Source organism: Ruegeria sp. BH6, assembly GCF_056538105.1.
Map to the genome: position 1 here is coordinate 499,836 of NZ_JBQFSR010000001.1, position 19,359 is coordinate 519,194.

Here is a 19,359-nt window from a genome sequence, read left to right on the forward strand (position 1 = left end):
CATGTATTGCTTCAATGTCTGGAATTCGAATGGTTTTGGCCGGCAAACACAAGACCCAAAGTCAGACATTTTGTATTTCCCGTCCGTTGTCGGGTTAGCGCCTTGTGGGGATGAGGTCAGAGCCCTGGATAAAAAACCACCAAAACCGGTGGCTCCCCGGCACATTCACGCGTTTGAAACAGACGGCCTCATGTCGCATTGCCCGGTCCTGACCATGGTGAAAGGGTGCGGGTAGGAAAGCTAACGGGCGCAACAGATATGCCAAACTTTGCCGTCTCAGAATTGGTGGATGCTCAGGATGCCATTGTTTTTGATGGTGAATGTGTTCTGTGTTCAGGTTTTTTTCAATTCATGACGATGAGGGATAAAGCGCAGCGTTTTAAATTCGCAACGGCGCAATCGCCGCTAGGGCAAAGGCTGTACCAAGAGCTTGGATTGCCCATGCAGGATTTTGAAACCAACCTGGTGATCGTGAACGGCAACGTACATCAACGTCTGGATGCCTTCGCCGCGGCGATGGGCACGCTGCCGGGGATTTGGCCGATCTTGTCTTTTTGTAGGTTCCTGCCCAGCTGGATCAAAGACCCGCTGTATCATGCCATTGCACGCAACAGGTACAAGATTTTCGGACGCAATCCGACCTGTATGATCCCGGATGCCGCACTGCGATCCCGTTTTTTGCCCGAGGGATTTTGAGTGGAACCCGATCCGTTTTTGCAATCCCTTCCTGCCGGGGTAGAAGTGCCCTTGGCCCTTCAGCAGTTGCATTCCAACACAGGTCACTACGTGGGACGGTGCGATATTGTCGAGGGACGAGGGTGGTTGATCAGGCTTGCTTTGCACCTCGGACGGTTTCCTCGAAGCGCCAACGACATACCGGTGCAAGTTCGGATAGACCGTGACGATGACACATGGCAGTGGATACGTGATTTTGATGGCCACACGACTCGATCCCTCCTGACATTTGATCACGACGCAGATTGCGTTCGTGAAAGGCTGGGCTGGCTGACGCTGTGGCTGGAGCCCGAAGTCGAAGCTGAACGCCTGTTGATCCACATCCGGGGCCTGAGCATTTTGGGTCTTCGTTGCCCGGCATTTTTGCTGCCACGCTCATCAACCGTAGAATGGCAGAGCGAAACAGGGGATTTTTGCTTTGATGTCTCGGCCAAAATGCCGGGCCTTGGGGTATTGATCCGGTATCGCGGCTGGTTGAAACTTGTTCACGTACAGATGGACCCGGATTGAATTCATCGTGAACCGGGTTTGTTTGAATTCAGAGTACACTAGGTCAATACCTACCTCGAAACAGGAAAGAGTGTAATTATGAAAAAGGTTATGTCTTTTGCCGTATTCGCGGCCCTTGTATTGACCACTCCAGCGTCAGCGACGTTCGCTCGGTTTGGCTATCAGACCGTAGCGCTTAGCAACACAGTCTTTGAGGTTATCCCTCGCGGGCGGACCGATATAGACGGGTATTGGTGTGCCGCTTCAGATTTTGCACGCAGAACACTGGGCGCCAGCTGGCAACAGCGGATTTATGTCAAACGCGGTTATGGTCCAAGTGAAGCCACGGGGCGCAGAACAGCCGTGCAGTTTTCGCTTACGGCACCGGAGACCGTTCAGCAGCAAAGCAGTGGAGTTTTCTCGGCGGGGTTTCAGCCGGGTTTCAGTATGTCAGTTTCGGCCGCCAATGGCCGGTGTACTGCTCGGCCAATCTTTGACTAATACAGGCCTGTCCACCTAATGAAGACCGAGTTTTTAATTTCAGCGCGGGGTCCCGGACTTTATGAGTTCACTCCGGATGTGCGTGACTGGCTGAACTCAGTCGGGGGGGATGGGTTGCTGACACTGTTCGTGCGGCACACCTCTTGTTCGCTGGTCATTCAGGAAAACGCGGACCCCGAAGTGCAGGCGGATTTGCGTGCGTTCTTCGATCGGCTGGTGCCGCCGTCGGATCACCCGTCGATGGCGTATCTGCGGCACACCTATGAAGGTCCCGATGATATGCCAGCCCATATCAAAGCCGCGCTTTTGCCAATTTCCCTGTCGATTCCTGTGGTGTCTGGACAACCCGTTCTGGGCACTTGGCAGGGTATATATCTGTTTGAACATCGCACTGCGCCGCATCACCGAAAGGTTGCGGCGCATTTCGCGTAGATTCATGATCTAGCGGTTAAAATTTCCGACTACCCAAATCCTAGCGGCTGCCCTATAGTTGTGGATAACTAAGCCACTGCGCTTACAATAAGAAGCGGAACAAGGGACGAGGAGAGGGCGAATGCGCTGCCCGTTTTGCGGTAATATCGACACTCAGGTCAAAGATTCACGCCCGGCAGAGGATCACGTCGCGATCCGCAGACGTCGGTTTTGTCCCGCTTGTGGGGGGCGTTTTACCACATATGAACGTGTACAATTGCGCGATCTGGTGGTGATCAAAACCAACGGAAAACGAGAGGATTTCGACCGGGATAAGCTGGAACGTTCGATCCGCATTTCGATGCAGAAACGCCCCATTGATCCCGACCGGATCGACCAGATGATTTCGGGCATTGTCCGCCGTCTGGAAAGCATGGGTGAAACCGATATCCCGTCCAGCAAGATCGGTGAGATCGTTATGGAAGCTCTGGCGCGGATCGACACCGTGGCTTATGTTCGCTTTGCGAGTGTATACAAGAATTTCCAGGCGGCCGATGACTTCGAGGAGTTTGTCCACGAACTGCGCCCGCCGCAGCCTTCGACGGACGAGTGAGCGAAACAGATAAGCGATATATGGCGCTGGCCTTGTCATTGGGGCAGCGCGGTCAGGGCACGTGTTGGCCCAACCCTGCGGTAGGGTGTGTTATCGTGCGCGACGGTCGGATCGTCGGGCGTGGCTGGACCCAACCTGGTGGTCGACCGCATGGTGAAACCCAGGCGTTGGCCCAAGCGGGCGAGGCCGCGCGAGGGGCAACTGCGTATGTCTCACTGGAACCTTGTTCTCATCACGGTCAAACACCGCCATGCGCCGAGGCGCTTATCAAGGCAGGTGTGTCGCGGGTGGTTTCCGCGATTGAGGATAGCGATCCGCGCGTCGCAGGGCAGGGGTTTGCCATGTTGCGCGAGGCTGGGATTGAGGTCACCACCGGTGTTTTGGCGGAACAAGCTGCGCGCGAACATGCGGGGTTTTTCCTGAAGACGGAACAGGGGCGCCCGTTTGTGACGCTCAAACTGGCCAGCAGTTTTGACGGGCGCATTGCCACATCGACCGGTCACAGCAAGTGGATTACGGGGCCGAAAGCGCGGCGGGCGGTCCACGCGATGCGCGCGCGTCATGATGCGGTGATAGTCGGAGCAGGTACAGCGAGGGCTGATGATCCGTCACTGACTGTTCGCGATCTGGGGGTCGAGGCGCAGCCAGTGCGAGTGGTAGTGTCACGCCACATGGATATTCCGCTGATGGGGCAATTGGCACGTACGGCTGCTGAGATACCGGTTTGGTTATGCCATGGCCCGTCCCCTGATGCCGATCGGGCCCGCGCGTGGGAGGGGCTGGGCGCACGTCTGATCCCCTGTGCGCTGCAGGAACATCACATAGATGCCGCTGACCTGTTACAACAACTTGGGCAGGCCGGGTTGACGCGCGTTTTCTGCGAAGGCGGGTCAGCGCTTGCGGCGTCCTTGCTGGCCGATGATCTGGTGGATGAGCTGGTGGGCTTTAGCGCGGGGCTGACAATTGGTGCCGAAGGCTTGCCCGCCATTGGGTCAATGGGGCTGGACAAGTTGGACGCGGCCCCCCGGTTTGACCTGATCGAAACCCGCGCCATCGGGCCGGATGTTTTGCATCGCTGGGCGAGGGCGCTGCGTTAGCGGCGACGCCATAGGCGAGCGTGCGTGGCAAGCGCGCCTTGCAGTTTCGATAACAAGCGCAGAGATATACTGCTCTTTCGTTCATTGCCCTCTGTCAGGCGTTGCAACGCGACTTCGACAGGGCAGGGCAAACTGGTAAGCGGATCGAGGTATCGTGGATAATCGATCAACGCGGCATGAACCAAACCCAAGATGGACGGTCTTGCGCCACGTCGCGCCGGTACCGTTCCCAGATCGTTCGTCAACCCCCACCCAGCATAAAACGGGGCCCCAAGCGTGGTCACACGGACCCCGCGCAACAGGGCCTCGAACCCAAGCAAAGAGGTCATCGTCCAGACTTCGTGTGTTTGGGCCAGCAACGCGGCTGGATCGGTGTCTGTGGCGATCACGTCGGCGAGACTTTCGTCGTCAATCGACCCTTCGCGTAGTCCGGCCTCGACATCAGGATGCGGCTTATAGATCAGGATCGCATTTGGGTTCGCCTCACGCGCGGCCCTCAGCAAGTCGGTGTTTGTGTGGACAGTCGTAGTGCCAAGCAGGATTGAGGCATCATCCTCGACCTGACCCGGAACCAGAATGCGATGCCCTTCGGGCAGTTCCGGGGGCGCTCCGCCGGTATTGTATTTGCTGAGTTGGCCCGAAACGATCTGCGCCACCAACCGTTCGGCCCGCAATTCCTGATCCGGGCGCAGGGTTTCACGTGCGGTGATCAATTCCTCCAACCGGCTTGGATGTGTCGGGTCGTAGTAGATGCCCAGGTCGTCCGTTGCCAAAGACAGGGGCGGCACCAGATTGGCGCCAAGCCCGCGGGATCTCAGAAAACCGTCCTCGATCCTGATCGCGTCTTCCGCATCACGGGCGTGGTTGGCCCAAACCATATGCGGGCAGTCGGGTATATCGGGCGGGGTCGGAGTGAAGCGAATCTTCTTTTCGCGACCGAACATCTCTTGCAGGTGTTTGCGCTTCCACAGCCGCATGCCGGACGCTGTCCACCCCTTATGATCCTGACGCCACGCCCTCGTTTGCGCCTCAAGCGTGTCCAGCACAGTTTCCAACTCGCACAGCTGATCCCGGTATGGGTCGTACCATGTAGGATAGAGGATCATTGCTGCGGCAAATAACTGTGCGCGGGTCAGGTTGCGCTGGCGGCGAGGGAAATAGACCTCATCTTGTGTCAGCCCCCATCCGGCATAGAATGGCTGGCCAAAGACACGCGGCTTGTGGCCAGCCATTATAGCCTCAAAGCCCAGCTGCGATGACAGAGTGTAGACGCCGACCGCACCCTCTAGCAGGGTCCATGGGCTGATGGGCTCGGTTACAAACGAAACCCGGTCGGTCATATCTTGATCCGAGTAATACCCGCTGCGGTGTCCGGCAACGGTTTCGGGATGTGTCTTGATCAGGACACGGGCACCGGGGTTTTCCTCTTGTGCCATGACCAGCATCTCGCGGAAGCGTGCGTCATCACCCGCGCTGGCCGCGACCGACGCATCATCTCGCGCCTGATCGACCACTAGAACGTAACCCGGTTCAGGTGGGGGCAGGGTGGGATCGACGGCAGAATACTTGCTGAGGTGCAATTTGCGCATCCTTTCGGTCCCATACCGGGCCCGGTTCAGCAGGGCGGTATCGTCCAGCGGATGCGTGGCCAGTAGGGTTTCAAGATCCGAAGGCTGCGCAGGATCGAAATGAACCCCCGACCGATCAAGCAACAAACCCAGCGGCGGCTCACCCGTCCGCCCAGGATGTAACGAGCGCAAAAAGGCGTCTTCGACACGCAGAATCGGTGCGTTGTGTCGGGCCGCGATGCTAATGCCGCGATGCGCAGTTGGGCTGTTGCCCCAAACACCCACTACGTCTCCGTCGCGGGGAAGACCCAGCCGGATGTCGTAACCCTTGAGGTGTAGGATGCGCCGTATGCGGCGTTGGGTCAGGAAACCACCGTTATAGACAAGCAACCGGGTCCGTTGTGCTCCGGCTGTTGGGTCAAGTTGCATCAGCCGCCCGTCAGCGTGGCGACGTTTGCAACCGGTGTCAGTCCACCGGCGATCAGAGAGATCGATTTGCTCCACTGCGCATAAGGGGCTTCGGTCACATAGATAGTGTCGTCGTCACGGATGACGAAGTCCCGAGCGACGAACAATCCATTGGGCGCGGTCAGGTTCAGCAGATAGATCATGCGCTGATCCCCCTGCAAATCCTGGCGCCCCATGACGTTGCGCGCGATGTCCTGCCGTTCCTTACGTAGTACGAAAATACCGGTCGGGTCCGAGGACAGGGATTGCAAGCCGCCCACTTGCGCCAGAGCTTCAAGCGCCGAAAGGTCTTGTGTGTCGAATGCCACGCGCGACTGCCCGGTGGCCCCAAGCGCGATGTAGGAACGGCTGTCAGCTTCGACGAGAATGCGGTCTCCGCCGCGCAGCGCGACGTCCAACTGGGGATTGCGCACCAGATCGTCATACCACACCGTCCCGCGGTCATTTCCGCGGATCAGCGTCACCAGCGCGATGTCCGAACCCACGACAACGCCGCCGGCCTGCGACAGCATTCCGGACAGGGTACGGCTTGGCCGTTCGATTGGATAAATGCCCGCTGCCCCAATCTCACCGCTGAGTGATACTGTAGCACCATCCCCCGCCACACGGCGGACTTCGACTTGCGGATCAGGTGTTTGTTCCTGCAATTCGCTGGTGATCAGTTGGCGCAGTTGCTCGGGCGTGTTGCCCGAGGCCCGGATGCGTCCGGCATACGGCACAAAGATGAAACCGTCGCTGTCGACCTGTATCTGTTCTAGGATAGTGGAGGAGCTTATTTCACCGGACAGCAAGCCGTCATCGACGTTTTCCCAAACCGTCAAGCCAAGGACGTCACCGGGGCGAACAGTGTCTGCCGCCAGGCGTTGCGCACTGCGAAAAGAGGACGAAAACCCGTATTGAGGGATGGCCGAAGTGGCCTTTGCGACGCGGTCATCAACTTCGACCACAAAAGCATTGCCGCCTTTTTCCGTGGAGCCCGCCAAAATTTCGGACTTGTTGGGCCCTGATTTCGGAAGTTGACACCCGGCCAACAGGCCAATTGCGGTCACAAGGGATATCCCCCGTATCCATCGGATTGGAAAGCGCTGCACTGCCGGTAATCCTCGGTCGTTTTTGTTATGGTCTTTTGTTGGGCGCAGGCTACCCGGTTCGCGCGATAACTTCTAGCGCCAACCGGCCAGTTTTACTCAACAAGCTTTAACTGTGGCGTCTGCGCCTCTTTGTGGGACAGGACGGATTGATAGGGGTCTGCGGCGTTCAGCATCATATCCGCCACGCCACGCAAAAGCTGCCTGCGGCCCCGGCGGGAATAGAATCCTCCGGGCACCTGACTCGTTTTCAACAAAAACCGGCGATAGGTCTGATAGGCATCCTGATCCGGGGGCATCGGGCCGGCAAAGAACGCCGCCAATGGTTGGCGCGATACGAATTCGGGTTTGTCATAGACCGATTTGCCAAAGATGCGCAGCGGGATGCCACGCCACAAAACCTGCTGCCCGGCAGTAGAATTGATCGTCACGGCAGAACTCGCACCATCCAGAAGCTTGGCGAGCTTGCCGCCGGGCACATAATGCACGCGATCCGCAATTCCATGCGCTTGAGCCAGCGCATACACACGGTGGCGAAGTGGTTCGCGGTGGTTTTCCAGCGGATGTTCTTTCACCACCAACCGATGATGCGCGGGCGCGCCGTTGGCAAAACCACGGATTACATCCGCAAGAAAGTCGGACATGCAGGAATAGTCCGAATGGGATTGAACCGAGCTGTCATGCCCCAGTTGCAGCAGCGCCAGATGGTAAGGGTGACTGCTCCCCAGAACGCGCGCTGTGGCCCAGCGGCGCTGAAGCCGGTGAAACGGCATCAGTGCCAGCCGCTTGAAATACAAGCTAAATTCCTTTGATACAGGTAGGTCGCGATGCCGCCGGAAGTTTCGATAACGTCGGTTCCGAAACAATACAAACCAATGATAGAGCGCCCCATAAAAGATGTGCTGCCGCATATCCCCCCAATGCGAAGGTGGCGGTGGTGTCTGCGCTGTCGACTGATTCAGTGCATGTCGCATCTGATCGACGCCCAAAGACATCAGGCGTGAGTTTCCGTTTGAGCCGAACCGCTCATACGTTACCCACCAGGGGCGTAGGTAACCTTCCTCAAACACGTGAACCGTGACGCCGTTGGCTTGAGCAATCTTAACGGCGCTGGCGTGAATTGGGCGCGTGTCGCCGTACAGGACAATATCCGTGATTTCGCGATCTGCGATCAACTCAGACAACCTGTCTGGCCAAAGCTCGGGCGTGTCGAGGAATGGGATGTACGAGGCCTTGTCAAACCAGAACGCCTGATCCCCGGCGTTGAACCCTACGCGCCAAACCTCGGCCCCCGTAGAGCGCAGCATACGCCCGAGCCCGTTGAAAAACGGGCCATGCGGTCCCTGCAAAAACAGGAAAACACGGCGGTTCAGGCCTTTGGCTTCGGGTGACATCACTACTGCTCTTGCCTTTTGTTCAGGAAATTATGCCTGTTTCGACCTTTCCCGGCAAGGTGGGGCTTGCCCGTCACGCCGCTTGCGCTTACCTCGGCTTGGAACACTGGATCAGGTTAAGAGCTGAGGGTTAGCAGAATGTTTACAGGGATCGTCACCGATATCGGCACAGTCACCGAGCTGGATCAGCAGGGCGATCTGCGGGCCCGGATCAAAACGGATTACGACACGGCGGGAATTGATATCGGCGCCTCGATCGCCAGTGATGGCGTGTGCCTGACCGTGATCGCGCTGGGCGATGATTGGTATGACGTGCAGATCAGCGCTGAGACGGTTTCGAAAACCAATCTGGACAGTTGGCAGGTCGGTAAGCGCGTCAATCTGGAGCGCGCCCTGAAAGTCGGGGATGAGCTGGGCGGTCATATCGTTTCAGGTCACGTGGACGGTGTGGCCGAGGTGGTCGCCGTGCAGGACGAAGGCGACAGCACGCGCGTCACCTTGCGTGCCCCCAAAGAACTGGCCCGGTTTATCGCGCCAAAAGGTTCGGTTGCATTGAATGGAACCTCGCTGACCGTCAACGATGTGGATGATTGTGATTTCGGCATCAATTTCATCCCCCACACCAAGGAAGTCACAACCTGGGGTGATGTAGGGGTTGGTGACAAGGTGAACCTTGAGATCGACACACTGGCCCGCTACGTCGCGCGCCTGGCCGAAATGTCCTGAAACTACGTCGCGCCGGGATTGCCTGGTGCCGCAAGTGCTCTGGCCTTTGACCGTCTGGTAGTCTATCCACCGGGTCAAACATGCTCTGTGAAAGGCTGCCTCATGAGCTTTGAAACCCCAGGACCCGTCGAAGCCCAGCTGCGCGACGCGATCAGCCCGATCGAAGACATCATCGACGAGGCGCGCAAGGGCCGGATGTATATTCTGGTCGACCACGAGGATCGTGAAAACGAAGGCGATCTGGTGATCCCCGCCGAGTTTGCCGATGCCGACGCGATCAACTTTATGGCCACACATGGGCGCGGGCTGATCTGCCTGCCGATGACGGCCGAACGGGTGGACGCCCTTGAACTGCCGATGATGGCAGTGAACAACTCATCCCGACACGAAACTGCATTCACCGTTTCGATTGAAGCGCGTGAGGGCGTGTCGACCGGCATTTCCGCCGCTGACAGGGCATTGACGGTCGCCACTGCGATTAACGAACAGAACACGATGGCGCATATCGCCACCCCCGGCCACATCTTTCCCCTGCGCGCCAAGCGCGGCGGGGTGCTGGTCCGTGCGGGCCACACCGAGGCCGCCGTGGATATCTCGCGTCTGGCTGGGCTGAACCCTTCGGGCGTGATCTGTGAGATCATGAAGGCTGACGGCACCATGGCGCGTCTGCCTGATCTGGTCGAATTCGCCAAAGAACATGACATGAAGATCGGCACGATCAGCGACCTGATTGCGTATCGGTCTCGCAATGACAATCTGGTGGTCGAAACATCGCGCGAAACTGTTACCTCGGAATATGGCGGAGAGTGGGAGCTGCGTATTTTCACCGATCAGACCCACGGCATCGAACATGTCGTCATGATCAAAGGTGACATCACCACACCCGACCCGGTGCTCACCCGCACACACGCCCTGCACGAAGCACCCGATATTCTGGGTCTGGGCCCGAAATCCTCTCGCGAACTACCGCGGGCAATGGAAAAGATCGCCGAAGAGGGCCGCGGCGTGGTGTGCCTGTTCCGTCAGCCGCGCAACTCGCTTTACGCGGTCGAGGATGAAGGCCCGCGCACCATCAAGCAAACCGGCCTGGGCGCGCAAATCCTGTCCAAGATGGGTATCCAGGAGTTGGTACTTCTGACAGATTCGCCGGAAACCGTATACCTGGGGCTCGACGCTTTTGGCCTGTCCATCGTCGGCACCCGCTCAATCCTTAAGGATGACTGATCGTGGCTGAACAAGACAAACACGGCGTCCTGCCGACACCAACCTTCGACAAACCGGCGAAACTGCTGATTGTGGTCGCCCCGTTCTATCGCGCTGTCGCCGACAATCTGGTAGCCGGTGCAAAAGCCGAGATCGAAGCGGCTGGTGGTACTTGTGACGTGGTCGAAGTACCCGGCGCGTTGGAAATCCCGACCGCCATCGCTATGGCGGACCGTCAGTGCAATTTCGACGGTTACGTCGCGCTGGGCTGCGTCATTCGTGGCGAGACCACGCATTATGAAACGGTGTGCAATGACTCCAGTCGCGCCATCCAACTGATGGGTTTGCAAGGTCTGCTCATCGGCAATGGTATTCTGACGGTGGAAAATGACGATCAGGCCGAAGTCCGCGCAAATCCAGAAAAGATGAATAAAGGTGGCGGGGCTGCCGCTGCGGCCTTGCATCTGATCGCGCTCAGCCGTAAGTGGGGCGCCTCACAAAAGGGCGTTGGCTTCAAGCCCCCGTCCGAGTCCATCCTTGTGGCGGGCGACAGCAACGGACCCACGACAGCATGACCCAGACAGATGCGCCGAAACCGGCCAACCAGAAACGCCTGATGAAATCCGCCGCCCGGCTTTATGCCGTGCAGGCTCTGTTCCAGATGGAGCAGTCGGGTCAGACGACCGAACAGGTTGTGAGTGAGTTTCTGGATCACCGGTTCGGCGCTGTCTACGAGGGCGAAGAGATGTTGGACGGCGATATCCGCGTGTTCCGCAAACTGGTCGAGGACGCCGTGAACTATCAGGCGCCCATTGACCAGATGACCGACCGCGCGTTGGTCGCCAAATGGCCCATTGCGCGCATCGACCCGACTTTGCGCGCCACGTTCCGTGCCGCCGGGGCCGAGCTGACTCAGGGCGACACTCCGCCCAAAGTCGTCATTACCGAGTTCGTCGATGTAGCCCGTGCCTTTTTCCCGGAAGGCAAAGAGCCAAAATTCGTCAACGCCGTGCTGGATCACATGGCGCGCGAGGCCCAGCCCGAGGCGTTCTGACGCCTTTACCATGGTCAGACACGCGCTAAACTGACTGTACAAGCGCAATGAGGTCCGCCATGCCCAAACTGATCCGATTGTACATCACTCAGGTTATCTGGGGATTTGTCATCTCGGCCATCTTTGTCGGGGTGTTGTTGGCGCTTAACGTGGCCAATTTGCGCGGTTTGATCAGCGGTTCGGATATCGGTCTGATAGCGCTGTTCATGATCTGGTTCATGAACGGCATTGTCTTCGCAGGTGTTCAATTTGCCTATTCCATCATGAGCTTGGCAGAGAAACCGGGTGGTCCGCGTCGTGGCTCACCCGTCGTACACAGCTTTGAACCTGTTGCAGTTCAACAGAACGCGCCTGCGCCGAAGTAATTTTGCTTCAGAAAAATGTGGCGGGACCGCCAGTCAACCGTGCGGTGTGATTCCCGAGGACCTGTATGTACAGGTGGGCGCCAGGTAATCAGGCCAGGACCTGAACAGAGCCAGCCCCCTCGGAATTGCTTAAGGCCACCAGAATGCTACCTATCACAAGAAGGGCAGAACCCGCCACGCGCCTAAGTAGGGGTTGCGGCGGGTTTGCACAAGGGGTCAGGCATCGACTGTTTCGTGCAGGGCGGTGCGCATTTTGACGAAATGCTCATCCCAGCCGCTATCGAGCGACAGGATCAGACCGAAGGCTTCGGCACTCTGAGGCAGCCCTTCGTGTTGCAACGCAAGCCGTGTACCGCCCGAAACGGGTTCGAGCGTCCATTTCACCACGCTGACGGCGTCCCCCATGGGTTTGACGGTGAATGTGTATTCCAGGTACTCCGGTGGGCGTGCAACGCGCACTTCTCCCCAGATCAACAGATCACCACTGGTTGTTCCGAACATCTCAAGCTTTTGTCCGGCGGCCAGCGGGCGTTCGGGTTTGTGAAACCATTCGGCCAGACGGTCCGGGTCCGTCAAATAGGCCCAGACGGTTGTGGGCTCGGCCCGTAGAAAGATCGTTTTTTGCAGAACGGTATGTGTCATGTGTCTTTCCTTTCAATGGCTTCTTTCAGTTTGTTCAGGCGGTCGTCCCAGAACTGGTCGAAATAGCTGAACCAGTCGAGAACAGGGGCCATCCCCATTGGTTCCAGTCGGTTGATACGTTCCCGCCCGCGTGTCTCGACCGAGATCAGACCGCCATCCGACAAGACAGTCAGATGCTTTTTGACGGCGGCGCGGGTCATGTCGAACCGTTCGGTCAATTGAGCGATGGTCATGTCCTGCGCGGCGAGCATCTGAACGATGTCCCGGCGGGTAGGGTCGGCCAGCGCACGAAATGCGTTTTGGGTTTGAGGCTGCATGTGCTTCACCATTCGTAATACCTTTTGGTATCATATTAAATGCAGTACCAAATGGTATCGTGTCAAGCCTGAAGTGGTTCTTGATTTTTGTTCACTAATTGTTCACATTTCTAAAATGACACTCGATCTGCAACCCGGACAAAAGCTGGCCCGCGGCGTGGCCCGCCATTTGTCGGCGCATGGTTTTGTTTCAGTTGAAGAATTCGTACCGATGCGTGGGCTGCGCGTCGATGTTATGGGGCTGGGCCCCAAGGGCGAGCTTTGGGTGATCGAATGTAAATCCAGCCGGGCGGATTATCAGTCCGATTCCAAATGGCAGGGCTATCTGGAGTGGTGTGATCGATTCTTCTGGGCCGTCGATATCGACTTTCCAACCGATCTGCTTCCTGCGGAAACCGGTCTGATCATCGCCGACGCTTATGACGCCGAGATTGTGCGCATGGCGCCGGAAGACAAGGTTGCACCGGCGCGGCGCAAGAAGATGATCCAGAAATTCGCAACCGACGCGGCGCGCAGGTTGCAAGCGCTACGTGATCCCAGGATTTAAGCGATTAGCTTTGGACAGCGCGCGCGGCCTGAGCAGCAGCGCGAATTTCATCCGCGATTTCCTCGGCCTCTTCGGGGTCGAAATCCATTGGGATTTCGAGGTTGTCTGCCTCGATGAATAACCGCACCATGCCGTGATCAGTGGGCCCGATCTGCAGGTTTGCCTGAATGTCGCGTTCGGTATTGATGCCCATGTTCGCCTCCGGGACTAGGTGTTCGTGCTAACGCGCAAAGGGTTGAGAATCAAGCTGCCTTTGCGGTCTGATGAGGTATGGAGAATATTCAGATCAGACCCTTTCGCGCCACTGATGCACCCTGGCTAGTAGAGCAGCACGGCCGGTATTATGCGCGCGACGAGGGGTTTGATTCCTCGTTCGGCGCTTTGGTGCAGAGCATTCTGGAGGATTTTGTGGCCAGCCATGATCCGACGTGTGAACGCGGCTGGATAGCGGAAAGCGACGGCCAAAGACTTGGCAGCATATTCTGCGTCACAATGGACGAACAAACTGCAAAACTACGGCTCTTTCTGTTGCTGCCCGAAGCACGGGGGAGGGGGTTGGGAAAGCGCATGCTGGACACATGCATGGGCTATGCGCGTAATGCAGGGTACGCGGAAATGCGGCTTTGGACCCACGAAAGCCACAGGGCGGCCTGTACGCTGTATCGTGCGAATGGATGGCAGTTGCTGGACAGTAAGCCAGTGCATTCCTTTGGTGTCGATCTTGTCGAACAAAGCTGGAAAATTCGGCTTTAATCCCCTTGCATTCCTTGGACGCGTTCGGTACATCGCCCCTCACGAGTGCCGCCTTAGCTCAGTTGGTTAGAGCGCTGGATTGTGGATCCAGAGGTCCCCTGTTCAAGCCAGGGAGGCGGTACCATCTCCCTCAATATAGTCTGAAAAAAACGTGCAAAATGTGCTGCTTGGAGCAGTGACTGATTTTGCTGTATTTGTTGGCAGATTTGACGGCTGGCGTGCCTGTGATTAGCGCGCCAGGTTCAGTTTCAGCTTCATTTTGCTCCGCTTTTCTGCGGGCAAATGTCGGTTCAAGTGCTTATTCACGCGACCAAAGCTCCAGATGACCACGAGGGTCAGCAGGATAAAGTAGAAGGCCAGAATCGGGTAGGGGATGAACGGGTTGAATGTTTTGTCCGCAAAATAGCCCGCGTAGTACAGCGCATCGCCACGTTGCTGCCAGACCGGGAAGGCCGAGAAGAACACCAGCGTAGTGGCATGGAACAGGAAGATCGCCTCGTTCGTATAGGCAGGCCAGGCCAGCCGCAGCATGGTTGGCCACACGATGCGGCGGAACCGTGCCCAGCCCGTCATGCCATAGGCATCAGCAGCCTCGATATCACCCTTGGGGATCGACCGCAGCGCGCCATAGAAGATCTCGCCGGAATAAGCGGCGGTGTTGAAGAACAGCACGATCAGCGCGCCAAGCCAGGCCGAGGTGAGCGCGTCGAGGAACGGATAGCTCTGCTTCAGCGACAGGAAGAAGAAATAGGCGAAGAAGAACTGGATAAACAGCGGTGAGCCTCGGAACAAGAAGATGAACCACTCTGCCGGTTTGCGCAGCCACTTATTCGTGGAAGCCTTGCCCATGGCAAGCGCGGTGGCCAGAAAGAACCCGGTCACCAGCGCCATGATCCCGAAATAGATGTTCCAGATCATGCCCGAGCCGATCAGGGTAAACTGTTCGCACAGGGTGAAATCGTTTCGTGGCAACAGACGTTCGCCAATCCCGATCGAGCGCAGGCCGTAATCCTGGATCGTTTGCAAGCAGCTCATGCGGTGGTCTCCTTGCGCAGCAGCTCTCCGCCCGAGGTCGCCTGACCGTGGGACAGGCGGCGCATCAGCCGTTCAAGACCGATCTCCGAGACGCGAGTCATGCCCAGGTAGAACACCAGAAGGGCTAGGAAGTACCACATGCGCCAGTCGCCATGCGGGTATTGGGTGAATTTCGGGTTCTTGTACCCACCCAGCTCGCGCGCCCAATAAACGATATCTTCGATGCCCAGCAGGAACAGCAGCGGTGTAGCCTTGATCAGTACCATCCACAGGTTTGACAGGCCGGGCAGGGCGTATACCCACATTTGTGGCACCAGAATGCGCCAGAAAGTCTGGCGGCGGGTCATGCCATAGGCCTCGGCCGTTTCCAGCTGAGCACGTGGGACAGCACGCATACCGCCAAATAGTACGTTGGCGGCAAAGGCGCCGAAAACGATTGAGAATGTGATGACGGCCAGAAAGAAGCCGTAAGTTTCGTGTACCCATTCGGGGGCAGTGCCAAGCGGCAGCTTGGCGGCCTGACAGACGATAAAGTCATTGCCCTGCCGGATCGGATCAGTCCATTCCGGGCACAATATTTGATGACGAGTCCATTCGAACGCTTGATCCAGTGCGATCACGAAGAACATGAAGAAGGCAATATCCGGCACACCGCGCACGACGGCGATATAACCTTTGCCCAGCAGGCTGAGCGGCAAGAAATGCGACCGAGCCGCCATAGCGCCCAAAAACCCAAAACCCAGCGCGACCGGCGCCGTAATGGCCAGCAACAGCAAGACCTTGAAGAAGGACAGGTAGAACACCCAATGCACACCGTTGGTCAGATAACACGAGAACCAGCGGAACGTGCCGAGTGTTTCGGGATCAGTGCAGAACGAGAAAATGGCGGGCCTCTTTGACTGGCAAGGGCGCATGGGCGGCGCGCCCAAAGATCAGGCGCGCCGCTGAATGTAAGGTCAGAAGGTCGAGGACACTTCCCACTTGGTGATCAGCTCGTTCAGGCTGCCGTCGTCCTTCATGGACTGGATGGCGGTGTTGAACTTTTCTTTCAACTCACCGTCGGATTCACGGATACCCATGCCGACGCCACCGCCCAGCGGAACTTCGTCGCCAACAAAGACTAGACCCGAGCCATCTTCGGTGAAAGGCACCAGGAAGGATTTGTCTGCCAGAACTGCATCCGCTTCACCACCGCGTACGGCGGCAATGGTTTCTTCCGGGCTTGCGAACTCAACCAGAGTTGCGCCGGAATCAGCAACGTAACCGGCCTGAATGGTACCGGTCTGCGCCGCGATCACGCCGCCTGCCAGATCAACGCCATCGGACATGGCGATATAGGCCGACGGATCCGGCGGCGTGTAGTTGTGGGTGAAGTCGATGACTTCGTCACGCTCATCAGTGATCGACATACCCGCGATGATCGCATCGTAGTTGCCCGACACCAGGTTCGGAATGATCGAATCCCAATCGTTCTTGACCCATTCGCATTCCAGGTCGGCACGCTTGCACAGCTCATCGCCCAGCTCACGCTCGAACCCGTCGATCTCGCCCGCGTCATTGACGAAATTCCACGGTGCATAGGCACCCTCGGTGCCCAGGCGGATGGTGTCTGCCATGGCCATACCAGCGCCAAGCGCCAGTGCTGCAGTAGTCAGAATCAGTTTTTTCATTGGATACTCCCCAGTTTTGTTTTCTGTCCTGAAGTTAAGCCGCCTGAGTGGCGGATAGAAAGCCCCGAAGCCGTTCGGATTCGGGGGACGTAAAGATATCTTCTGGCAGGCCCTCTTCTTCGATCAGGCCCTGATGCAGGAACACGACGTGGCTTGAGATGTCGGCCGCCATTTTCATGTCGTGGGTCACGATGATCATGGTGCGCCCTTCGGCGGCCAAATCCTTGATCACCTTGATCACTTCCTGTTCCAGTTCTGGGTCCAGTGCCGAAGTGGGTTCGTCGAACAACAGCGCCTCGGGCTCCATACACAGGCCGCGGGCGATGGCTGCGCGCTGTTGCTGACCGCCCGAAAGCTGCGCCGGGTAGACATCGCACTTATCGCCAATGCCAACCTTCGCCAGGTATTTTCGGGCGCTATCCTCGACCTCTTTCGGGTCGCGGCCCAGAACGGTTACCGGGGCCTCCATCACGTTTTGCAGGATGGTCATATGAGCCCACAGGTTAAACTGTTGAAACACCATCGACAGGTTGGTGCGGATGCGCATCACCTGTTTTGGGTCGGCGGGGCGGCGATGGTGAAGGTCACCGGCCCAGCGTACGGGTTCACCCTTGAACAGAATTTCGCCCTGCTGGCTGTCTTCCAAAAGGTTACAGCAGCGTAACAGTGTGGATTTGCCTGACCCGGACGATCCGATAAGCGAAACCACATCCCCGCGTCTTGCCGTAATATCGACCCCTTTCAGCACCTCGAGATGGCCGAAACTTTTGTGGAGGTTTTTGATTTCGATAACGGGAGTGGAATCTGTCACGGGTGGCCCATGTGTTGTCGGTGTTGGTGCGGTAATAGGGCGCAAAAATCGGGGCAATGCAATGCGCAATTGACATCATCGGGTGCTGAAACCGTCAAATTGACCAAACGTACTGACCAAAATGATCACCGATTGGGTCAGATGGCACAATCTCGGACCGGATTGGGGACTGACAAATAGTTCTCGGCAGGGATGGTTATCAGGCCGCGAAGATGCAGCAGGTCGCGATCTTGTGGGTTCAGGTCGTCAATTGCTGCGCGAACAGCGCGGGCGATACCTGGCGCATCCTGCCCGATGGCCGTAATATAGGGTAGGGCGGGCGTCGGCGGCGTCGTTCCAACCTCGCGTAGGGACGCGCCAAGGTCGGAATGCGTCTTGAGCAATTCCCAGGTCAATGCATCCAACGCCGCGAAATCAGCCTGGCCATCGGCCACAGCGTCGGCAGAAAGGGCATGCCCACCGGTTTCAAGTATGGTTTTGGGGCACAGGTTGAGCGCCTCTAGATGAACCATTGGCGCAGCCCACCCCGATTGTGACAGGCCCTCGTTATAGGCAAACGTGCCGTTCGAAAGTCCGTACAGATCGCGCGGGTCATTTTTTCGGGCCACAAAAACGGAGCGATAATAACCGGGCGGGCACCCCTCAAGCCCATAGTCCGGGGTGCCGACCAGCTGTACGTTGCCATGTAGGCGGGTGCGGTAAGGCATGCCGCAGGTCTGCGCAAAGGTCAGGTCGGGGTGTTGCCAGACATCCCAGAAATCGGTGTCTCGCGTTAGCTGATCCGGGCCAAAGCCCAGGTGATCGCGAATCAACGCCCATAACCGATCATTCGCAGGCTGTAATGCGGGCATGTCATACATGCCCAGCATCGCGATCACGACTTGGCGGCCTTTTGACGTGCCAGGGCGGAATCTACGTCACTGACGCCCAGCAGGCTGACCACCAGCCGCAACAGCGAATCCTCTTCGCCCGAGCGCTGTCCGTCGGCCAAAGCGACGGACCACATCGCCTGCACCACGGCCAGACGGTCGTCATAGGCCACGGCCTCTTTGATCGCGCGGGTAAAACGGACCGTGTCGGGGGCCTCAGACTCTAGGTCTTCGGCCCGGGCGCGCAGGGCGGCGGCCTCGAACGGGGACAGGCCATAACGTTCGGCTGAAATCTTGTCGATTCGGGCCATCTCGGTATCGGCATAGTCGTTGTCGGACCTGGCGATGCGCACCAGCAGGGCCGTCAAGGCCAGACGGGCGTCATCATCGGCAAGCGGGTCGGGGGCGGGCTGTGTCAGCCGGGACAGGAAATCACTAAACATGGGTTAGATATAGATGGGGCTTAATGCTCTTCCAAGCTTCTTTGAACTCGCTCGCGAGCAGTCTGGCTGTCATTGAAGCTAAGGCCCATGGCGATGCGTGCCTCTTCCACAATCTTAATCTCACCTTCGTCTGTATCGCCATCGGCCAGAACGACCTCCCACAGGGCGTCCAACGCGGCAAGGCGTTCATGAAGGTCGGTGGTTTCGCGGATCAGCTTGCCGAATGTGTCCGTCTCAGGTGCGGCGGCGTGCAGCTTTTCGCAGGTCGCGCGAACCTTGGCAGCTTCGATCGCATTGTGTTGATAGAGCCGCGCAAGGATGCGGTCGATCAGGCTGATTTCCTCAAGCTTATAGTCACGATCCGCCTGCGCCACACGCACCATAAGCGCACCCAGGGCCAGCTCGGCATCCGGATCGGGCAGTTTATCGTGCTGCGGTGGGCGAAAAGCCTGAAAGAACTTCTTCAACATGCGCTCAGGTTATTCCATATTTTGTGGGCCGCCAAGCACAGACCACCCGTCATAGGCAGAATGGTCGCAAGACTGTCGGATTTGGCAGAA

25 protein-coding genes and 1 tRNA gene are annotated in these 19,359 nt (G+C 57.7%); 13 read left to right on the forward strand and 13 right to left on the reverse strand.

The genetic code is table 11. The features are described from left to right. The first annotated feature begins 258 nt into the window (after positions 1–258). From ACR0B8_RS02515 to ribD, 5 genes are all read left to right on the forward strand, one after another. Positions 259–696: a thiol-disulfide oxidoreductase DCC family protein gene (locus ACR0B8_RS02515; protein ID WP_226688619.1), complete on the forward strand. Its 438-nt coding sequence runs from the start codon at positions 259–261 to the stop codon at positions 694–696. A gap of 45 nt (positions 697–741) precedes the next feature. Further along, positions 742–1,245: a DUF4166 domain-containing protein gene (locus ACR0B8_RS02520; protein WP_226688809.1), complete on the forward strand. Its 504-nt coding sequence runs from the start codon at positions 742–744 to the stop codon at positions 1,243–1,245. Between the two features lie 498 nt (positions 1,246–1,743). Then, positions 1,744–2,157, forward strand: a complete 414-nt coding sequence (locus ACR0B8_RS02525) for a secondary thiamine-phosphate synthase enzyme YjbQ (protein ID WP_226688618.1) — start codon at positions 1,744–1,746, stop codon at positions 2,155–2,157. Between the two features lie 121 nt (positions 2,158–2,278). Continuing rightward, the gene (gene nrdR / locus ACR0B8_RS02530; RefSeq protein ID WP_005983889.1) at positions 2,279–2,749 is read left to right on the forward strand and encodes a transcriptional regulator NrdR; all 471 of its coding nucleotides are present in this window, start codon (positions 2,279–2,281) and stop codon (positions 2,747–2,749) included. Next, positions 2,746–3,846 carry a bifunctional diaminohydroxyphosphoribosylaminopyrimidine deaminase/5-amino-6-(5-phosphoribosylamino)uracil reductase RibD gene (gene ribD, locus ACR0B8_RS02535; RefSeq protein ID WP_226688617.1) on the forward strand — a complete coding sequence of 367 codons (1,101 nt, stop codon included), beginning with the start codon at positions 2,746–2,748 and terminating at the stop codon, positions 3,844–3,846. The genes nrdR and ribD overlap by 4 nt, the downstream gene beginning before the upstream one ends. On the opposite strand, the gene ACR0B8_RS02540 is transcribed toward ribD, so the two are convergent. The 3 genes from ACR0B8_RS02540 to ACR0B8_RS02550 form a co-directional block, all read right to left on the reverse strand. Beyond that, entirely contained in the window at positions 3,843–5,843 is a 2,001-nt protein-coding gene (locus tag ACR0B8_RS02540; protein WP_226688616.1) for a capsular polysaccharide biosynthesis protein, read from the reverse strand. The two genes, ribD and ACR0B8_RS02540, sit on opposite strands and share 4 nt — an antisense overlap. Further along, complete coding sequence (locus ACR0B8_RS02545) at positions 5,843–6,973, reverse strand: polysaccharide biosynthesis/export family protein (protein WP_170357805.1); 1,131 nt, start codon at positions 6,971–6,973, stop codon at positions 5,843–5,845. The genes ACR0B8_RS02540 and ACR0B8_RS02545 overlap by 1 nt, the downstream gene beginning before the upstream one ends. A gap of 92 nt (positions 6,974–7,065) precedes the next feature. Continuing rightward, positions 7,066–8,364, reverse strand: coding sequence for a capsule biosynthesis protein (locus ACR0B8_RS02550; RefSeq protein ID WP_170348261.1), 1,299 nt, complete (start codon positions 8,362–8,364; stop codon positions 7,066–7,068). Positions 8,365–8,502: 138 nt separating this feature from the next. On the opposite strand from ACR0B8_RS02550, the gene ACR0B8_RS02555 reads away from it, so the two are divergent. The 5 genes from ACR0B8_RS02555 to ACR0B8_RS02575 all read left to right on the forward strand — a co-directional run bounded on the left by ACR0B8_RS02555 (position 8,503) and on the right by ACR0B8_RS02575 (position 11,712). Beyond that, complete coding sequence (locus ACR0B8_RS02555; protein WP_170357806.1) at positions 8,503–9,090, forward strand: riboflavin synthase; 588 nt, start codon at positions 8,503–8,505, stop codon at positions 9,088–9,090. Between the two features lie 102 nt (positions 9,091–9,192). Next, on the forward strand, positions 9,193–10,314 hold the full coding sequence (gene ribB, locus ACR0B8_RS02560; RefSeq protein ID WP_170348263.1) for a 3,4-dihydroxy-2-butanone-4-phosphate synthase: 1,122 nt from the start codon (positions 9,193–9,195) through the stop codon (positions 10,312–10,314). A gap of 2 nt (positions 10,315–10,316) precedes the next feature. Then, complete coding sequence (locus ACR0B8_RS02565; protein WP_170357807.1) at positions 10,317–10,868, forward strand: 6,7-dimethyl-8-ribityllumazine synthase; 552 nt, start codon at positions 10,317–10,319, stop codon at positions 10,866–10,868. Next, the gene (gene nusB, locus ACR0B8_RS02570) at positions 10,865–11,347 is read left to right on the forward strand and encodes a transcription antitermination factor NusB (protein WP_170357808.1); all 483 of its coding nucleotides are present in this window, start codon (positions 10,865–10,867) and stop codon (positions 11,345–11,347) included. The genes ACR0B8_RS02565 and nusB overlap by 4 nt, the downstream gene beginning before the upstream one ends. Before the next feature lie 59 nt (positions 11,348–11,406). Beyond that, positions 11,407–11,712, forward strand: coding sequence for a hypothetical protein (locus ACR0B8_RS02575; RefSeq protein WP_170348266.1), 306 nt, complete (start codon positions 11,407–11,409; stop codon positions 11,710–11,712). Positions 11,713–11,928: 216 nt separating this feature from the next. On the opposite strand, the gene ACR0B8_RS02580 is transcribed toward ACR0B8_RS02575, so the two are convergent. After that, entirely contained in the window at positions 11,929–12,354 is a 426-nt protein-coding gene (locus tag ACR0B8_RS02580; RefSeq protein ID WP_170348267.1) for an SRPBCC family protein, read from the reverse strand. Further along, entirely contained in the window at positions 12,351–12,671 is a 321-nt protein-coding gene (locus tag ACR0B8_RS02585; protein ID WP_170348268.1) for an ArsR/SmtB family transcription factor, read from the reverse strand. Before ACR0B8_RS02585 ends, ACR0B8_RS02580 begins: the two co-directional genes overlap by 4 nt. Positions 12,672–12,786: 115 nt before the next feature. On the opposite strand from ACR0B8_RS02585, the gene ACR0B8_RS02590 reads away from it, so the two are divergent. Next, positions 12,787–13,218 (forward strand): MmcB family DNA repair protein, encoded by a 432-nt coding sequence (locus ACR0B8_RS02590; protein ID WP_170348269.1) that lies wholly within the window; start codon positions 12,787–12,789, stop codon positions 13,216–13,218. Between the two features lie 4 nt (positions 13,219–13,222). Here the strand turns inward: ACR0B8_RS02590 and ACR0B8_RS02595 are convergent, their stop codons facing one another. Then, a complete protein-coding gene (locus ACR0B8_RS02595) occupies positions 13,223–13,411 on the reverse strand; it encodes a DUF6324 family protein (protein ID WP_226688614.1) in 189 nt (62 codons plus the stop codon). Between the two features lie 77 nt (positions 13,412–13,488). Between ACR0B8_RS02595 and ACR0B8_RS02600 the strand changes: the two genes are divergently transcribed. Both ACR0B8_RS02600 and ACR0B8_RS02605 read left to right on the forward strand, forming a co-directional pair. Further along, positions 13,489–13,971, forward strand: coding sequence for a GNAT family N-acetyltransferase (locus ACR0B8_RS02600; RefSeq protein ID WP_226688613.1), 483 nt, complete (start codon positions 13,489–13,491; stop codon positions 13,969–13,971). Between the two features lie 47 nt (positions 13,972–14,018). Then, positions 14,019–14,095 (forward strand) — tRNA-His (locus ACR0B8_RS02605). A 104-nt stretch (positions 14,096–14,199) separates the two neighbouring features. Here the strand turns inward: ACR0B8_RS02605 and ACR0B8_RS02610 are convergent. The 7 genes from ACR0B8_RS02610 to ACR0B8_RS02640 form a co-directional block, all read right to left on the reverse strand. Then, positions 14,200–15,006 carry an ABC transporter permease gene (locus ACR0B8_RS02610; RefSeq protein ID WP_170348272.1) on the reverse strand — a complete coding sequence of 269 codons (807 nt, stop codon included), beginning with the start codon at positions 15,004–15,006 and terminating at the stop codon, positions 14,200–14,202. Next, positions 15,003–15,890 (reverse strand): ABC transporter permease, encoded by an 888-nt coding sequence (locus ACR0B8_RS02615; protein WP_170349373.1) that lies wholly within the window; start codon positions 15,888–15,890, stop codon positions 15,003–15,005. Before ACR0B8_RS02615 ends, ACR0B8_RS02610 begins: the two co-directional genes overlap by 4 nt. 72 nt (positions 15,891–15,962) lie before the next feature. Beyond that, the gene (locus ACR0B8_RS02620) at positions 15,963–16,676 is read right to left on the reverse strand and encodes a transporter substrate-binding domain-containing protein (RefSeq protein ID WP_170348273.1); all 714 of its coding nucleotides are present in this window, start codon (positions 16,674–16,676) and stop codon (positions 15,963–15,965) included. Between the two features lie 34 nt (positions 16,677–16,710). Beyond that, the gene (locus ACR0B8_RS02625) at positions 16,711–17,487 is read right to left on the reverse strand and encodes an ABC transporter ATP-binding protein (RefSeq protein ID WP_170357811.1); all 777 of its coding nucleotides are present in this window, start codon (positions 17,485–17,487) and stop codon (positions 16,711–16,713) included. 137 nt (positions 17,488–17,624) lie between these two features. Next, positions 17,625–18,365 (reverse strand): phosphate/phosphite/phosphonate ABC transporter substrate-binding protein, encoded by a 741-nt coding sequence (locus tag ACR0B8_RS02630; protein ID WP_170357812.1) that lies wholly within the window; start codon positions 18,363–18,365, stop codon positions 17,625–17,627. Next, positions 18,362–18,799 carry a tellurite resistance TerB family protein gene (locus tag ACR0B8_RS02635; RefSeq protein ID WP_170348276.1) on the reverse strand — a complete coding sequence of 146 codons (438 nt, stop codon included), beginning with the start codon at positions 18,797–18,799 and terminating at the stop codon, positions 18,362–18,364. The genes ACR0B8_RS02630 and ACR0B8_RS02635 overlap by 4 nt, the downstream gene beginning before the upstream one ends. Before the next feature lie 20 nt (positions 18,800–18,819). Beyond that, positions 18,820–19,269: a tellurite resistance TerB family protein gene (locus ACR0B8_RS02640; protein WP_170348277.1), complete on the reverse strand. Its 450-nt coding sequence runs from the start codon at positions 19,267–19,269 to the stop codon at positions 18,820–18,822. Between the last annotated feature and the right edge of the window lie 90 nt (positions 19,270–19,359).

Coding starts and splice junctions, on each gene's coding strand:
- ACR0B8_RS02515 (WP_226688619.1), top strand. CDS start 259: ATGCCAAACTTTGCCGTCTCAGAATTGGTGGATGCTCAGGATGCCATT.
- ACR0B8_RS02525 (WP_226688618.1), top strand. CDS start 1,744: ATGAAGACCGAGTTTTTAATTTCAGCGCGGGGTCCCGGACTTTATGAG.
- nrdR (WP_005983889.1), top strand. CDS start 2,279: ATGCGCTGCCCGTTTTGCGGTAATATCGACACTCAGGTCAAAGATTCA.
- ACR0B8_RS02540 (WP_226688616.1), bottom strand. CDS start 5,843: ATGCAACTTGACCCAACAGCCGGAGCACAACGGACCCGGTTGCTTGTC.
- ACR0B8_RS02550 (WP_170348261.1), bottom strand. CDS start 8,364: ATGTCACCCGAAGCCAAAGGCCTGAACCGCCGTGTTTTCCTGTTTTTG.
- ACR0B8_RS02555 (WP_170357806.1), top strand. CDS start 8,503: ATGTTTACAGGGATCGTCACCGATATCGGCACAGTCACCGAGCTGGAT.
- ribB (WP_170348263.1), top strand. CDS start 9,193: ATGAGCTTTGAAACCCCAGGACCCGTCGAAGCCCAGCTGCGCGACGCG.
- nusB (WP_170357808.1), top strand. CDS start 10,865: ATGACCCAGACAGATGCGCCGAAACCGGCCAACCAGAAACGCCTGATG.
- ACR0B8_RS02575 (WP_170348266.1), top strand. CDS start 11,407: ATGCCCAAACTGATCCGATTGTACATCACTCAGGTTATCTGGGGATTT.
- ACR0B8_RS02580 (WP_170348267.1), bottom strand. CDS start 12,354: ATGACACATACCGTTCTGCAAAAAACGATCTTTCTACGGGCCGAGCCC.
- ACR0B8_RS02585 (WP_170348268.1), bottom strand. CDS start 12,671: ATGCAGCCTCAAACCCAAAACGCATTTCGTGCGCTGGCCGACCCTACC.
- ACR0B8_RS02590 (WP_170348269.1), top strand. CDS start 12,787: ATGACACTCGATCTGCAACCCGGACAAAAGCTGGCCCGCGGCGTGGCC.
- ACR0B8_RS02595 (WP_226688614.1), bottom strand. CDS start 13,411: ATGGGCATCAATACCGAACGCGACATTCAGGCAAACCTGCAGATCGGG.
- ACR0B8_RS02600 (WP_226688613.1), top strand. CDS start 13,489: ATGGAGAATATTCAGATCAGACCCTTTCGCGCCACTGATGCACCCTGG.
- ACR0B8_RS02610 (WP_170348272.1), bottom strand. CDS start 15,006: ATGAGCTGCTTGCAAACGATCCAGGATTACGGCCTGCGCTCGATCGGG.
- ACR0B8_RS02620 (WP_170348273.1), bottom strand. CDS start 16,676: ATGAAAAAACTGATTCTGACTACTGCAGCACTGGCGCTTGGCGCTGGT.
- ACR0B8_RS02635 (WP_170348276.1), bottom strand. CDS start 18,799: ATGTTTAGTGATTTCCTGTCCCGGCTGACACAGCCCGCCCCCGACCCG.
- ACR0B8_RS02640 (WP_170348277.1), bottom strand. CDS start 19,269: ATGTTGAAGAAGTTCTTTCAGGCTTTTCGCCCACCGCAGCACGATAAA.